This window comes from Mycobacterium sp. IDUB_17 (genome assembly GCF_055419465.1).
Genome location: NZ_JBVAXS010000001.1, coordinates 1,138,167 through 1,152,792, shown reverse-complemented (window position 1 = coordinate 1,152,792; position 14,626 = coordinate 1,138,167). Strand labels below are relative to the sequence as shown.

At 60.5% G+C, this 14,626-nt stretch carries 12 protein-coding genes and 2 pseudogenes; 6 read left to right on the top strand and 8 right to left on the bottom strand.

What is annotated here, in order from left to right; all coding sequences use genetic code 11:
- Window positions 1–236: 236 nt before the first annotated feature.
- The gene (locus tag ACZYZ7_RS05430) at window positions 237–860 is read right to left on the bottom strand and encodes a winged helix-turn-helix transcriptional regulator (protein ID WP_463740395.1); all 624 of its coding nucleotides are present in this window, start codon (window positions 858–860) and stop codon (window positions 237–239) included.
- A gap of 33 nt (window positions 861–893) precedes the next feature.
- On the bottom strand, window positions 894–1,622 hold the full coding sequence (locus ACZYZ7_RS05425) for a hypothetical protein (protein ID WP_463740394.1): 729 nt from the start codon (window positions 1,620–1,622) through the stop codon (window positions 894–896).
- A gap of 276 nt (window positions 1,623–1,898) precedes the next feature.
- Between ACZYZ7_RS05425 and ACZYZ7_RS05420 the strand changes: the two genes are divergently transcribed.
- On the top strand, window positions 1,899–2,282 hold the full coding sequence (locus tag ACZYZ7_RS05420; protein ID WP_463740393.1) for a DUF1761 domain-containing protein: 384 nt from the start codon (window positions 1,899–1,901) through the stop codon (window positions 2,280–2,282).
- Between the two features lie 422 nt (window positions 2,283–2,704).
- Here ACZYZ7_RS05420 and ACZYZ7_RS05415 read toward each other — a convergent pair.
- From ACZYZ7_RS05415 to ACZYZ7_RS05390, 6 genes and pseudogenes are all read right to left on the bottom strand, one after another.
- Window positions 2,705–3,190: pseudogene (locus tag ACZYZ7_RS05415) on the bottom strand (GNAT family N-acetyltransferase); the annotation flags it as partial.
- Window positions 3,187–3,477 (bottom strand): type II toxin-antitoxin system TacA family antitoxin, encoded by a 291-nt coding sequence (locus ACZYZ7_RS05410; protein ID WP_463740392.1) that lies wholly within the window; start codon window positions 3,475–3,477, stop codon window positions 3,187–3,189. The pseudogene ACZYZ7_RS05415 and the gene ACZYZ7_RS05410, both read right to left, overlap by 4 nt.
- Before the next feature lie 157 nt (window positions 3,478–3,634).
- Window positions 3,635–5,776 (bottom strand): AAA family ATPase, encoded by a 2,142-nt coding sequence (locus ACZYZ7_RS05405; RefSeq protein ID WP_463740391.1) that lies wholly within the window; start codon window positions 5,774–5,776, stop codon window positions 3,635–3,637.
- 54 nt (window positions 5,777–5,830) lie between these two features.
- A pseudogene (locus ACZYZ7_RS05400) lies at window positions 5,831–7,237 on the bottom strand (hypothetical protein).
- A 76-nt stretch (window positions 7,238–7,313) separates the two neighbouring features.
- The gene (locus ACZYZ7_RS05395; RefSeq protein ID WP_149482024.1) at window positions 7,314–7,661 is read right to left on the bottom strand and encodes a helix-turn-helix domain-containing protein; all 348 of its coding nucleotides are present in this window, start codon (window positions 7,659–7,661) and stop codon (window positions 7,314–7,316) included.
- Window positions 7,658–8,761, bottom strand: coding sequence for a tyrosine-type recombinase/integrase (locus tag ACZYZ7_RS05390; RefSeq protein ID WP_463740390.1), 1,104 nt, complete (start codon window positions 8,759–8,761; stop codon window positions 7,658–7,660). The genes ACZYZ7_RS05395 and ACZYZ7_RS05390 overlap by 4 nt, the downstream gene beginning before the upstream one ends.
- Window positions 8,762–9,419: 658 nt before the next feature.
- Here ACZYZ7_RS05390 and ACZYZ7_RS05385 point away from each other — a divergent pair.
- From ACZYZ7_RS05385 to ACZYZ7_RS05365, 5 genes are all read left to right on the top strand, one after another.
- The gene (locus ACZYZ7_RS05385) at window positions 9,420–10,544 is read left to right on the top strand and encodes a tyrosine-type recombinase/integrase (protein ID WP_463740556.1); all 1,125 of its coding nucleotides are present in this window, start codon (window positions 9,420–9,422) and stop codon (window positions 10,542–10,544) included.
- Window positions 10,537–10,899 carry a helix-turn-helix domain-containing protein gene (locus ACZYZ7_RS05380; RefSeq protein ID WP_463740389.1) on the top strand — a complete coding sequence of 121 codons (363 nt, stop codon included), beginning with the start codon at window positions 10,537–10,539 and terminating at the stop codon, window positions 10,897–10,899. Before ACZYZ7_RS05385 ends, ACZYZ7_RS05380 begins: the two co-directional genes overlap by 8 nt.
- Entirely contained in the window at window positions 10,877–12,343 is a 1,467-nt protein-coding gene (locus ACZYZ7_RS05375) for a Fis family transcriptional regulator (RefSeq protein WP_463740555.1), read from the top strand. The genes ACZYZ7_RS05380 and ACZYZ7_RS05375 overlap by 23 nt, the downstream gene beginning before the upstream one ends.
- 663 nt (window positions 12,344–13,006) lie before the next feature.
- On the top strand, window positions 13,007–13,660 hold the full coding sequence (locus ACZYZ7_RS05370; protein WP_463740388.1) for a TetR/AcrR family transcriptional regulator: 654 nt from the start codon (window positions 13,007–13,009) through the stop codon (window positions 13,658–13,660).
- 2 nt (window positions 13,661–13,662) lie between these two features.
- A complete protein-coding gene (locus ACZYZ7_RS05365) occupies window positions 13,663–14,589 on the top strand; it encodes an alpha/beta fold hydrolase (protein ID WP_463740387.1) in 927 nt (308 codons plus the stop codon).
- Window positions 14,590–14,626 lie beyond the last annotated feature (37 nt).

Sequence of the window (14,626 nt, the reverse complement as noted above, 5' to 3'; positions counted from 1 at the left end):
ACAATGAGCAGGCAGGGACAGACGTGATTCATCAGATGAAAACGGCGTAGTTTACTGGTAACCCGCCATATTCGATCCTGTCGTATTCCTCAGAGGTGAATCGCGAATGTTCCGAGGTTTTGCAGGGGGAGAAGTCGTGACCGTGGGCCATTGCGGCCACCAGGACCTTGACTGTTCCGAGTAGCGCGGGCTGAACTCCAGTAGTTTGCTGGACTCGTCTGCGCAGCCGTGTGGCGTCAACGGGGGGTGAATACCGCCGCGAGGTCATATTGGTCGCCACTGAGGTTTCCCGCAGCGATCGCCTGTTGGACTGTGAGCATGCCAGTGGCCAGGCCCAGTACTACCAGTGCTTCAGCGCGGAGCACGGTCTTGGGTTGTTCATCGAGCGGTGGCCCAACGTGGGTACCGGTTCTATCGATGCGCACCATCAACGTTGTGCCGTCGACCTCAACTCCGGCAGTAGCAGGTATCTTGGTGCGGTTGTTGCCCAGCAGCGACTCGAGCGCCACTACCAGCCAATGGGGTTGGAAGCTGTCGTCGTCCTGCGGGCCGGAAACCATGAGGGGCTTACTCCAGTTCACCAGCGCGGCAACGGAATTTCGGAGTTCGTATCCCCATGCAGTGAGTGTGTAGGCGACGCCGTTGCTGTTGCTGTCTAGCTGGCGCTGAACAACGCCAGCTTCTTCCAGTTCCCGCAGGCGATCGGTCAGCAGATTCGTGGAAATCCCCGGTAGCCCGGCCTGGAGTTGGCTGTAACGGGCAGGGCCGGTGAGCAATTCGCGCACGACGAGCAAACTCCACCGATTGCCCACGACATCAAGTGCTCGCGCCAGGCCGCAGTACTGACCGTATGATCGCATGGGTACCACCTCATTCTTTGCTTCCGACTGGGCTCAGTGCTCGATCTCGATTTCGTCGAAGTCGAGCGCTAGCAAGGTAGGCCACGACAGCACGCGGCCGTGAGCCCGCGGGAATACGCGCCGCTGGGTGGGGAAAACTATCCCATCGATGCGGCGATATCGGCTGCAGTAGAGCGAGGCTGTGGCCCAGGCGCCGACGGGTTCGGCGACGAAGTCATGGCGACCGATCAGGCCGTCGGTGTCCACGTAGAAGATCTGATGCCGGCAGTGCGTGTCGATGTGAGCGGGGAACGTGGCCAGGAGCCGACGCCATTGACGGCCTGATTGCCGACATGGTCCGCCTTCGGTCACGGTCACGCCGTCAAGGGTGAGCAACTGCGGTGCGGTGAGGTAGTTCCAGAAGGCGTATCCGGCGAAGTAGGTGGTGTCCAGGGGATCCCAATGAAAGTTCCGGCGGATTCCACCGAGCCCGAGGAAAGCTGAACGAGGGTCGGTCCGGACATCGATCGGTTCACCGCCACTGGTTTCTATCCGTGCCTCACCACGGTCGAACACGCCGTTCTGGCCGGCTTGCGGGAAGTCATGCAGGACAGTGCGCTGCTCGGCGACGCTGACCTCAACCGTGAAGCTCGACAACTTGCTGCCGGGAAACCGCTTGGGCAACAGTCCACCCAAACGGCCGTGAGCGGTGATCGTCGCGATGGAATTCCAACCCTCAGCCCCGCCGTACGCGTCCAGAACCTCGTCGAGTAGCTCATTCATCCCGCCATCCCGCCATCCCGGTATCACTTTACTTTTGATTGTGAACTTGTATATTACACGTGCAGTGTTGACCACGGACCAAGGAGACGCACAACATATGGGAATCGCACAAGGTAGCGAGCGCCCTCCAGTGCTGGTTCACCGCCTGTCCCCAACCGAAGCCCGGTTTGCAGAGCCAGGCGGCAGCATCGTGCATTTCGTCGACGAGAGCTCGATGCCGTGCCCGCCCGCCTTCAGTCGAGGAGCCCTGAGATGCAAATGAATTGGCTTGGCGTCGTGATCGCCACCGTCGCAGGGATGGCGGTCGCCGGGGTGTGGTACGGAAAGCTCTTTGTGACCACGTGGTCGAACCTGACCGGCATCACGCCCGAGCAATCCAAAGCCTCCAGCAGACGAAACATGGCTCAGTTACTCCTAGCAAATACGGTGACTGCGGTAGGGTTGGCGGTTGCCGTCGAGGTCACTTTCGCGGCCACTGGCGTCCACTCCGCGTGGCTCGCCCTTCTCGTCGGCGCCGCGGTTTGGCTAGCCTTCTCGGCCACGACGCTCCTTCAACACAACGCATTTGAACTAAAGCCGCCCCGACTGACCGTCATCAACAGCGCCTACCAACTCACGCTGTTCCTCGCGATGACACTCGCGATCGGGCTGTCCACGTGATTTTTAGCTGAGGATCGCGTTGGTTGAGTCTGTGGTGTGGAAGAGGATCAACTCGGCTCCAGTTGTTCGCCGTCTTCGTTGTTGTCAGCGGCGAAATAGGCCCCTCGAATCTCGTCGTCGGTGTCCTCGCAGTCGGCGTCTACGAGTAGGGCACTGCCGTCAGCGAGTGTCACCCTCCGCAATGCCTTATCGGTGAATCCGGTGGCTTCGCGGGCGGTGGCCAGCACTGCGTCGGCGCCGTCCGGAAAGAGCTCGCGCAACTGGTCGGCGTTAGTGAGCGCCATGACCGCCATCAGACGGAATAACTGCTCGCTGGTCAACGACTCCAGGTGCTCGCGGTCTGCGCCGGTCTCAACCAGCTGATCGATGAGCTCGCGACGACGAGAGTCGCCTTCGCCCTCGGCCTGCAGAGTCGGGGCGCTCGCCTTGGCGTCCTTGATGAGCAGCATCAAGTGCAGCGGGTCTGTGGGGGAGGGCTCGAAATTAAAGCGGATGTAGAAGTTACGGGCATGGTCGTGGAGCGCATGCACCAAGATGGCGCGGACGCCGATCTGCTCGGCAGCCTGCACAGCTCGAGCGATGGCGTCGCGCAATAGACCCTCTCCCAATCCGCCGCCTTGGTGCTTGCGGTCGATCGCGAGGCGGGACAACAGGATCACCGGTATTGGGTCGGGCATGTTGCGTCGGAACTTGCCGGCGCTGCCGCTGTGTGAAACCGCCCCAGCTGCCATGGCGTAGTAGCCGACGACGCGACCATCTCGGCACGTGACGTAACAACGCGATCCGCCGCCGACGTGGTTGGCCAGCGCGCGCTTGCGCAGGTAATCATCGAGCGTTGGTTCACCACTGTCGAACTCGGCGGGATCGTCCGTCTCGCTGATCGGTCGTGGAGCGCAGTAGCCGCTCACTCGTTCGGATCCGGATCGAAAACAGACGACTTGGCAAACAGCTTGGTCAAGGCAGGCTTGATCTGAACAGGCCGGTCGAGAATGGCGTTGAACTCAGTCCACGCGGCGTCATCGAGTAAGAAGTGTCGGCGATCGGCGAGCACGTCGCGGGCGTGCGCGACGGTGGCGCTGACGCAGAAGGTAGTGAGGTCGGTCCCTTCGACCTCGGCGGCATGGCGAATCAGTGCGTCCTGCCAAGGAGTCAGGCGCACCGCGAAACGTTCGGACTTCGTAGCCATACCACCCATTGTGTGCCTGATAGGCGTACACGTCAATCATTGTCAGCTGGCGACCGGTGCCGCAAGGATCCGTGTCTGGCGCCAGTCAGTCCGGTCGCTGCGGCGAGTTCGCGTTCATGCGGGGTGGCGCAACGCCGCCAGAGCACCCCGCTGCCTTCAGTGCCACTCAGCCCACGGCGGACTCATCGACGAGCTTGCTGCAAGCCGCGATGACGAATTCGGGCACGGCATCGAAGTCTTTTGGATTTAATTGCATTACGTACTCGTTCTCGATGTGGTAAGTCTCGTTGACGAATTTGGTGAAGACGTCGTCGCCCTTGAAAGATTGCGGATCGCGCGCCAACAGCATCCTAAATAGCTGCACCTTCTCGTAACCGACGTCCGTTGCCCTGAAGCGTGCCTTAAGCGATTCCTGGTTCTTCGACTCCGCCACTAGCTGGTCGTAGTCGAAGTCAGCAATGTACTTTCGGACCTCAACTGTAGCGGCGGCCACCTCGGCCTCGTTGAGTGGAATTTGTTCGTCTGAGGCAGGCTTCCGTGTTGGCACATTCCGAGCGTGGAGCATGCTTGAAAGAAGTTCGTATTCGTCACCACGAGCGCCGTGGACTTCGAATCGGCGTCGTAAATAAATGCATTGAATCAGCTGATCTGTTGAGGACGAGATATTTTCATCGCAGACTTGGGAGAAAGTCTTAATATCCGCCGCAATGATGGGCTTTTCGGCAAGCTGTCCTGAACGTCCGCTGAGGAAGTGAACCACTGGGTTCGTGGCAGCGAACTGCCCTGAGGTCCGCACGATGTCGATCGCCGGTTCGATATCGTGTGTCAGGAGAAGCGAAGTTGTATCACGCAAGCTGTTCGCTCCGTGAAATAACTGATGGAGAATTGCGAACTTCTTCGTCTTGTCGAAACTTGATACGGGATCATCAAGCACTACGAGGTGTGGCTTTTTGTGCTGTACATCGTGCATAAACAGAACTAGTGCGAAAGCATTCTTCTCTCCGTAGCTCAGGTGGCTTGCAGCAGTTTCGATATGACCGGGTGCATCTTCGTGTTCTAACAGCATCCGATAAGTGCCCTCGTTTGGCTCGATTCGTACTGTGTAGCGATATCCTGCCGACGTCAAGAACGCGTTGATATCGTCCTGGTTGCGCTTGATAAGCCTCGCGACTCGCGTTTTCTGCTCGCCAATCCGTCGCCGGATGTCATCAATCTGCGCGGCCACGTCGTCTAACTTCTCGTTGATCAGGTTCACGACGGACTGAGTCGCTTCTGAGTCGAGGGCGGGGAGGTACTTGAGGTCAATCTTCAGCTCGCCCAGGACTGTTGCGATGTTCTCCTCGTCCCTGAGCGCATGGAAGGACAGGCCCTTGACCGCAGAGAGTTTGGTCAGCAAAGTCTCGACTTGACTTCTGAGCGTGACGAGGAATGACTCTTGCTCAGGCGACAAGCCACCGATTGAAGTGGTCAAGTCTTCAAGCTTCTGCAGATCGGAAGGCTCGAAGTAGCGTCCGAGCCTATCGATCACGTTCCGCAGCAGGCTCATATTCTTGACTGCCGCCGACTCGTACTCCTCCGAAACCTTCGTCGCGGTTTGCTTGTCTACGCTTGGGATCGAGCAGAACGGGCAATTATCCGAAAGTTCGAGAAATTCCTTGCCCCTGGACTGCCAAGTAATCCAAGCGGCCGGATTGTCGCTGTGAAGAAATCCTTTATATCCGGCCAGCTGCTCAGGGATGTTCTTGAGTTTACCGCCAACGCTGAGGGCTTTGTAGCCTTTGCTGGTTTTGGCAACTGCGCCGCCCTTGGTGACGTTGAACGCATCCCTGAGTTCGGTGAAGCTATCGAGTGCCTGGTTGAACTCCGCCTCGTCGTCGAATGTTTGCTTCAGCGACTGGAACTTGGACTCGATCTGGGCCAGCCCCTCTTGGAATTCCACCGTATTAATGAAGATTTCGAAGCTATTCTTCAGAACTTCATCCCGCTGAAAAACGAACTGAGAGACATAATCGTCGTTGAACGTCATAACGCTCTGGATACTGTCGGCTCCTTCGATAGAGGGGCGGGGTCCACTCTTCAGCGACTTGTGTTTGAACGGAGTTAGCTCTTCGAGTCTTTCGTTGCCCGCGGTCCGCAACTCCAGCGCGCGAGCGATTGTGCTCTTGCCAATTCCGTTGGGACCGTATTTGATGTTTAGTGAACCCTGTCGCAATGAGATGGCGCCTTCGGTGATGCTGTTGCAGTGCCGAATCGTGATATGAAGCTCCGTTGAGGCGATGGAAGAAGTCGCCTGCTGATCTTGCGCCATATTTACCCCTATTCGATTCCGCATGTCGAGTCGCAAATATTGGTGTCGTGAATTCTAGCGCTGGACGTATTCTGCCCAGGTGTTGCCGGCTTCGGCGGCGTGTTTCTGGGTGACTTGGTCGCTGTAGCCGAGCATCTCAGCGACCAGGGGAGCGGGAATCTCGGAGACAAGTTCCCGTAGGGCTGTGTTGCGTGAGCCCAGCAGGTCTATCCCCAGCCACCGAAGCCGCTGCATGATGGCCTGCGGGTCGAGATGTCGTCCTGGCCGGCTGCTGGGGAACAGCCAGGGCGAGTCGGCGGCCCCGCCCGCCGTCCGCAGGTTCGGCCGGTTATGTCGGTGGTAGTTGAGCTGGGACGCGAACGGTTCGGGGACCGGGATCGGTGCCTTGCCGAGCGCGATACGGGTCTCTCCGTCGGCTTGAGATATCGCAATGGACTGCAGGGACGCGATCTTGGTCAACGGCTGGGCGTAGAGGAGTAGCAGCACACCGGCAACCCGGTAGGGCAGGCTCTCGGAGTCGCCGATGAGCAGTTCCTTGAGCCATGCCAGGCGTTGGTCCTGAGTGATCGTCGGACTGGTTTTCGCCTGCCGGAATCCGATCTGCACCGCGACGTTGACTTTGCTCTTTTTGGCCCAGATGAAGAAGGTGCGGATGAGATGGCGGGTCGTCGGCCCGGACGCGAGGTATTCGTCGACATCTTGTTGCGCGCAGTCGTTGACGGTACGTCGGTGAGTCTGTTCGAGCCAGGTGAGAAATTTGATGGTCTCGGTGATCTCTTGTTTCGCGGAACGCACTGGGCCGCCGGAGGATTGGCCGGGCTTCGACTCGCTTCGCAGGCGTCGCAGGTGGTGCCAGGTCGCGAACTGCTCGACAGGAGTGCGGACCGTGGGGGAGGCGATCGCGTCGAGTTTGGTGGCCAGCCAGACTTCGAAGCGCGCCAGGTGTTCGTCGCGTTGTGGGAGCAGGCCGTGGTGTTGTAGCAGGCTGCGAAGGTGATCGATGTGACGCCCGGATCCTGCCGCGGTGAGGCCGTCGTGGGTCAGTGGTATTGCGCCGGAGGTAATTCCGCCGAGCAGCTCTAGTACCTGGATGTTGCGTTTCCAGGTCAGGATGCTTTCGGGTCTGTCGACGCCTCAGAGCACCTCGATGAGTGTCTGCATGGCGGCAAGGTCGGCGGGATGGTGCAGCAGAATTTTACAGAGGTCCTCGCGCAGGGCACAGCGGGCGCACTGGCGGCGGCGGTAGATCTCGCCTTCATGGTGACAGGTCGCGCAAGTGAAGTCATTGGGGATACCCGCACACGTCAGGCAGACCGGGCTTGGATCGGTGCGGTTGCGGCGGCCGGGGAGAACGCCGTCGTGCCCGCAGTTTGGGCAGATGCCGTGGGTGCGCATCGCGGTGTAGAAGCAGCTGTGGCAGAGCTGATCACCGGGCCAGTAGGCCCGCAGCTTGTTGGCCATGCGTTGGCAGCGGCTGCATTCGAAGGTGCCGGTGGTGACTCGTGGTCGCCCGCGTGTGGTGGATCGGGGTGTGGGGTTAATCGGTGCCATCGGTGATGATGCGTGCTCGTCGGGGCCGGATGGACTTGTTGAGTTCGACGACATTGGGTGGTGCGGTGGTGCCGGAAGCGGCCTTCTTCTTGCGGGCGTCGGTCGCTGTAACGGTGACGAGGTCTTCGACGCCGCAGCCGAGGATGTCGCACAGTGCTGCCATCAGCTGCAGGGCGACGCGTTCGGGACGTTGGTGCACGATGCGGTAGACCTGTGGCCGCGACAGCTGTATTCCACGTTCAGCGAGGCGGGGGATGAGATCGGTGCTGTTATGCATGCCGTGGGCAGCCATCAACTCGGCGAGGCGCCAGGTGTAGTCGACGTCACGTTTCACGACGTCTCCTCGCCAAAGGAGAGGGCGTCTTTGATGGTCCGGTCCAGGACTCGGCGCAGAGTGCGGGTTCGGAAGTCGCTCGAGACGCCGGTGTAGAGCGCTGTGGTGCTGGCGTATTCGTGGCCGGCCTGGTCTTGGACGAACTTGGCGTCCCAGCCGTCTTCGACGAGGTGGGTGATGTAGGAGCGTCGGAAGGAGTGCAGATCCAGGCCTGCGGAGAGTTCGAGGTCGTTGCAGTACCGCCGGAATCTGCGCAGCAGTGTTCCTTCGGCGACCAGGGCGCCGCGCTCGCTGGGGAATAGGTCGATGCCGTCGTCGAGGTAGGGCTGACCGTGGGTGAGCCAGTCGCTGATGATCTCCGGTGTCCAGTCGAACACCGTGAGAACGGTCCTGCGTTTGGGTGGGGAGCCTTTCTTGGCCTTGCCGTAACGGACCTTCACGACGCCGTAGCGGCCGAACTCGGGTGCGTGCGGGTTGCGGGAGAAGTCGACGGTCTGCAGGTGTCGCAGTTCGTTGAATCGCACTCCGTAGGAGTAGGCGACCTTGAACATCACGGCGTCTCGGTAGGCTGGCAGCCAGCCCTTTTTTCGGGTGTTCGCGATAACGGTGACCTGGTCGTCGGCATGGTCGAAGAAGTCCTGCAGCTCTTGTTTGGTGAACGGGCGCTTCTCGGGATCTTGTTCGTTGTCCTGGACGTGAGTGGCGGTGTTCCACGCGAAGAACACCTGCGCTGGGTGCGTGCCGAATCGTTGCTCGCATACTCGGTCCCAGCCGTAGTCGGGATCGGCGATGTAGGAGCAGAACAACCGAAGGCCGTTCTGATAGCCGCGGATTGTGGATTGGCGGCGGCCCTTGATGCTCCGGAGGTCGGCGAAGAATTCCTCGACGATGGCCGGTGTCCACGACCAGGGGTACTCATTGGTGTGGGCGATGAACCGCCGAACCAGGCCGATACGGCCGTCGATGGTGTCGTGGTCGAGGTTGCGGCACAGTTGCTGGTTGCGCCAGCCGTCCAGCATTTCCTCGACGGTTTGGACCTCAGGATGCAGCAGCGGAACGGAACCAACCAGGAACACGCGACCGCTCTTGTCGACGGGCAATTCGGCCTCCCAGGTCGTCTCATCTGATGCATCATTGAATCATCTACTGAATCATTACCACATCGGCGCAGGTAGGTCCATCGCGAAGCGACATCCGTCGACGCGTGTCGTGCCAACCGTGCGGGAAGGGGCGGCGTACGGGCCTGGTGCAATTCGCCATAAACCCTTGGCGTCAAAGCGCTTTGGCCAAATCGACCCGGTGGGCCAGGCGAGGGTCACTGGAAACGTCCGTGATTCATCAGATGAAAACGGCGACGTTTAGTTGACATAATGTAGCTTATCGGCACTTAACTACACTGAGTTGCATTAGGTGAAAGAACCTGCACCACTTGACGAATGGCTCGATCTGCCTGATGGCGACCAGTGGCGGTTGCTTGCGCACTCGTCACGACGCCCCCCCGGGTCTTGCGATGTGGGCCAGGTCGGCGTATTTTTCAATCACTTAATGATTGATTCGGACGTTAGGTGAAAACAGTGCGAGCTTCAATGAGCGCCTGGCGACATCTGGTCGGTGTTGATTGTTTTGCGGCCCCGTCTCCACCCCTTCCTACACCGGGATCGTTACGTCACTGTGACGAATTAGGTTTGGGGGCAAGGTTACTCGAATGGCAGCCTGAGCCCGCACCAGATCGGTTGCCGAGATTGCTTGGCCATCGCCATGGGTGAGGAACTGCCGGGGTTTATTCCCCATATCCTGCGCGCCGATGACGTTTCGCTCCTGCGCGCCGATGAGACGGTGTTCAACGCGATGCTCGACGGATGGCGGGCACAGATGCTGGCCCGAGGCTTGGCCGTTGACACGATCAAGGCGCGCGGCCGGCTGATTTCTCGGTTCGTGGAATTCACCAACGAGTATCCGTGGCGGTGGCGCCCGATCGACGTCGACCAATTCCTGGCTGAGTTCCGATCGCACGAGACACCGATTGCATTATCCACGCTACGTACCTACAGCAATACCATTTCGATGTTCTGTTCTTATGTCAGCGATAGCCGATACGGCTGGGCTATGTTCTGCGAGAAGCAGTTTGGTGACGTGCCATCACAGATATGCTTCGAATGGAACACCCCGCAGCATACGACCGACGATGCCGTCCCGCCGGGACGGCGAGCCTTCACCAAGGTCGAACTGCAACACCTATTTGACGCCATAGACGATTTTGTCGACGAGGCACACCGGGCAGGATCGAAACGGTGGGTGACGGCCCTGCGCGATTCAACCGCATTCAAGGTCGGCTACGCCTTCGGGCTGCGCCGCCGAGAACTGGTCATGCTGGAATTGAGCGACTTCGGACCCAACCCCCACGTGCCGCGCTTCGGACATTACGGCGCGCTGACCGTGCGCTGGGCCAAAGGCACGAAAGGCTCCGGGCCACGTCGGTGGACGGTGCTCACATCGCCCGAATTCTCATGGGTCGTAGAACTTTTGGAATATTGGTGCACCGAGGGACGCCACCTTTTTGCCACCGCAGACCGCTCCCCCGCATTATGGCCCAGCGAACGTGGTGCCAGGTTGACCCTCAACGCGCTCGGGCGCTCATTCACCGCATTTCGCAAATTGGCCGGGCTGCCACCAGAATTGAGCTTGCACGCACTGCGCCACTCCTTCACCACCCACCTCCTGGAGGCCGGCTACGACCCACTGTTCGTCCAGGAACAGCTCGGCCACTCGTTCGCGTCGACGACCTCGCTGTACACCTCGGTGTCATCAGACTTCAAACAAAAGGCGATTCAACAGATGATCGCGCGACGGATCCGGATGGAGGAAGATCAGCCCGATGGCTGAACAACGCCGAATCGGATTCCACTGGCATCTGCGCCGGATGATGGCTGCGCACAACCTCTGGAAGTCCACTGAGCTACGACCGCTACTCAAATCGCGCGGCATCAACCTTTCCGATGCCCAGGTGTACAGACTGGTTACCGGTGAGCCCCAACGTATTCCGTCACGGACGTTCGCTGCACTCTGCGACATCTTCGACTGCACACCCAACGACTTGTTCGAGCCGTACGTTGAGATGCAAGCCGCGAAAACGGCCAACGCGCCACGCCCCAGTGACCTCGGTATCAAACCGGGAAACCCGGTCGCTAAACGGATCCGACTTATCGAGGATAACGATGGCCCGCCCCCGGAAACCTGACGACCCGCAGCGGTGGCCAGTGCCCTGCGACCGCTGCGGAAAGCACTACATGCTGGTCGCCAACTGGCCAGGCGAATCGGTCTGCGGCTACTGCTACCAGGCCGCAAAACGTGTCACCGGGATCTGCGCCTGCGGACACCAGGGCGTCCTTCCTGGCATCATCAACGATCGACCGGCCTGCCGCGCGTGCAGCGGCATCACGCTCAACGTCGACTGCGTCGCCTGCGGAGACGAGGCCGAACTCTACAGCGGCGGCAAATGCCAACGCTGCGTACTCGGCGATACCGCTACTCGGCTGCTGACCAATCCCGAGACTGGCATCGTCGCCCCGCAGTTGCAAGTCATCATCGACGCGTTCATCGGAATGCAACGTGCCAATAGCGGCCTGACCTGGATACGCCAACGCCACGTCGAACGCGTCCTACGCGAACTTGCGTGCCACCCGACGCTCACTCACGAGCTCGTTGACCAGCTCCCGGCAGGCCGGACAACCAATTACGTCCGCGGCCTTCTCGTTGCTCATCAGTCGCTTCCGGCGCGCGACGAGCGGTTAGCGCGGTTCCTCAGTTGGGCGGCGACTGCGCAACAGCGCATCACGACCGAGGACCACCGCAAGGTAATCGCCCGATTTATCCGCTGGGGTCTCGAACGACGGCTCCGTTCGATGGACATCGTCAGTGACTCGGCATTCTTGCGCGCCAAACAGACCACGACGGTCACGATCGAGTTCTGCAACTGGCTCAACGTCGAACACGAGACGTCCATCGAGCATGTCACCCAAGGGCACATCGACCTGTGGCAGTCCACCGGATCCACCACTCGGGAACACATTCTGCGTTTCATCCGGTGGGCCATCAAAACCAAACTGATTCCCTCCGACCTCGAGGTGACACCGCACCGACGCGGCACCGCGCCACAGCTACCGATCACCGAACAGAACGCTGTCATTGAGTATGTCGTCCATCAACAGACCCTGCATCCCCGAGACCGCTTCGCCGCAGTCTTGATCATCGTTTTCGCCCAGCGCGTCGAAGACATCGCCGCACTCACTTGGGACCAGGTGACCATCACGGCGGACGCTGTGAGCGTCAACCTGGCCGGCATACCGATTGATATGCCATCGCCACTCGATGAGCCCATCCGACTCCTCGCCGCGATCGATTACAACGGCCAGACAGCTGCGCATCCCAACTCGCCCTGGGTATTTCGAGGATACGGACCGGGAACCCATCTCACTCCGACACACCTTCGAAACCGTCTACGGCCGGTCCTCGCCGCTCTCGAAGCGCGCTTGGGCACCCTCAATGAACTGACACAGAGGACACCGATCGCGATTCTCGCCGAGACGCTCGGTTACAACCCGAAAACCTTGGAAGCCCACGCACGCGCGTCCGCGGCGACCTACGCACGATATGTGGCCACGCGCCTTGATGACGTCCGGTAAGGGGTCGCAGGCCTTGTTTCTCCCTACTGTCGCTGGTTGCAGGTGTGACCCTATGTCGACTGAACGGATGACCGATCTCCGGCGCATCCTCAGTGCCGATGTTGTCCGTTCACACTAAGTCTCGGGTAGCTTTACTCGTCTGTCCTGCATTGCTCCGGACTGGATCCGAATTTGGATCGCGACCTTTCTCATTGAATTTGGGCGACTCAGATTTGCCCTTCATGTGCGCGGAGACCTGACGGATGTAACGGCCGCCGGGGCGGTGACGTTCCGTGGGGTCGTGCCCGAGCGTCCGTGAATCGTCGTCAGGCCCCGGGCATGATCGATCAGCGTGTAACGACCGACGACATGCGGCCGATCTGGTGTCGACGACTCGACGACGGCGCCTGCGCGTCGGGCCATGGGTTACAGCCCCCTGTGCCCGACGACTGCGGCGAGCAGCGCGCGACCCAATTACCGAAGCGGACATGCACGGTGGGTGGACCCAGGGCAGCCGGTTGATGCTGTGGAGGGCTGGCTGGTCGGTCCGCTGGCGGCCCCAGTCGATCGAAACGTCGCCTCGCCGCCGCTGCCGCTGCGGCAGGCGATCCAACTCCCAATCTCTGAATGTGATGTAGACCTCTTGTTCTAGAACGATCGCTCCATTCCAGCTATTCTCGGCAAATGGCGCGGACCCGTTTGCATGATCTGGATGATCTCTTGGACGTCGCCGAACAGATCGTCACCGAGGCTGACCCGACCGGGTTGACGCTGCGCTCCCTCGCGGCCAGGACTGGCGCTTCGAACGGCACGATCTACCATGCGTTCCGGTCTAAGGAGGAGCTGCTCGCGCGACTGTGGCTACGAGCATCGGCGCGGCTCGAGTCGATCATGAGCGGAGTTACCGGCACTCTGGAGTCAGAGAAGACATCGGCGGTCGATGCGGTGGTGGGCGTCGCGTTGGCGCCGGTGACTTTGGTTCGTCAGCACCGAGGAAGCGCCCGGCTGTTTTTCGGTCAGCGGGCCGACCAATTGTTTTCCTCAGACCTCGCCGATGACGTGGTCACCGACATTCGGGCCATGCAGGCACGCTTCGCGGACATCTTGAATCGATTGGCGGCAGCGATGTGGGGCCGAACCGACGGCCACGCGATCGGCGCGATCGCCGCCTGCACGGTCGACATCCCCGGGGGGTTGCTGAGGCGTCCCCTCCTGGAGGGGCGTCGAGTCGGGACCACGATCGAGCGCCGCATCGAAGCCAGTGTCCGGGCGATCCTTACTCTTCCGCTTCCGTCGCCCCTCACAGCGCTGTCGACCTCCAACAGCAAGGACAACTGACAATGCCTTCCCCAAGTATCGGCTCACTCGTTCACGTCACCACCCCAGACGATCAGAAACTGGCCGTCTATACAGCCGGGAATCCGAGCAACCCGACGGTGGTACTCGTCCACGGTTTCCCGGACGACCACACGGCATGGGACGGCATCGTCGACCGGCTCGCCGAAGACCACCACGTAGTCACCTACGACACTCGTGGCACGGGCGCATCCTCGAAGCCGAAACGCATTTCCGACTACCGCCTAGACCGGCACGCAGCAGACCTGCAGGCCGTGATCGATTCCGTCGACACGGGCACAGGAGTACATCTCGTCGGTCATGACTGGGGTTCAGTTCAGGGATGGCACCTCGTCACCGGAGATCACCACGGCGTCGTGAGTTACACATCCATCTCGGGAGGATGCCTTGACCACCTGCCCGGCTGGGTCGCGCGGCAGGCCTCAGCTGGCCGATACGCCCACATCGCCGCCCTGTGGAAGTCACCGCTCTATATGGGCTTGTTCTCCATTCCGTTCCTTGCCCCATTGCTTGCCCGGCTGGGCCTGATAGACCCGAGCATCAAGCTGTCGCTGAAGGTGTTCGAGCGCCCCGAAACGCCCGAGCAGCGTCCCGCCGGGCCGAACGCCCGCAAGAACGCTGACTCCATACGCATTTACGCGGCGAATGTGTTCCCGCGCATCGTTCACCCCGAACGCGGTGGCACCACCGTGCCGGTTCAGGTCCTCACACCACGGCGCGACATCTTCATCCCCGCGGTGACGCAGAGCGACCCGCACCCCGATGTCACAAGGTTTGAAATTCGTGAGCTGCCCGGCGGCCACTGGGCACCCACCTACAACCCGATCGCCGTCTCCGAACCCATTCGCGCATGGATCACGCGCAACACCAACACGACCCAGGTCAACGGCAAACGAAAAGCGCAGCAATGAGTCCCCCAAGCCTGGAATCGGGGTTCGGACCTGTGCG

Coding starts and splice junctions, on each gene's coding strand:
- ACZYZ7_RS05430 (WP_463740395.1), bottom strand. CDS start 860: ATGCGATCATACGGTCAGTACTGCGGCCTGGCGCGAGCACTTGATGTC.
- ACZYZ7_RS05425 (WP_463740394.1), bottom strand. CDS start 1,622: ATGAATGAGCTACTCGACGAGGTTCTGGACGCGTACGGCGGGGCTGAG.
- ACZYZ7_RS05410 (WP_463740392.1), bottom strand. CDS start 3,477: ATGGGTGGTATGGCTACGAAGTCCGAACGTTTCGCGGTGCGCCTGACT.
- ACZYZ7_RS05405 (WP_463740391.1), bottom strand. CDS start 5,776: ATGGCGCAAGATCAGCAGGCGACTTCTTCCATCGCCTCAACGGAGCTT.
- ACZYZ7_RS05385 (WP_463740556.1), top strand. CDS start 9,420: ATGGGTGAGGAACTGCCGGGGTTTATTCCCCATATCCTGCGCGCCGAT.
- ACZYZ7_RS05380 (WP_463740389.1), top strand. CDS start 10,537: ATGGCTGAACAACGCCGAATCGGATTCCACTGGCATCTGCGCCGGATG.
- ACZYZ7_RS05375 (WP_463740555.1), top strand. CDS start 10,877: ATGGCCCGCCCCCGGAAACCTGACGACCCGCAGCGGTGGCCAGTGCCC.
- ACZYZ7_RS05370 (WP_463740388.1), top strand. CDS start 13,007: ATGGCGCGGACCCGTTTGCATGATCTGGATGATCTCTTGGACGTCGCC.
- ACZYZ7_RS05365 (WP_463740387.1), top strand. CDS start 13,663: ATGCCTTCCCCAAGTATCGGCTCACTCGTTCACGTCACCACCCCAGAC.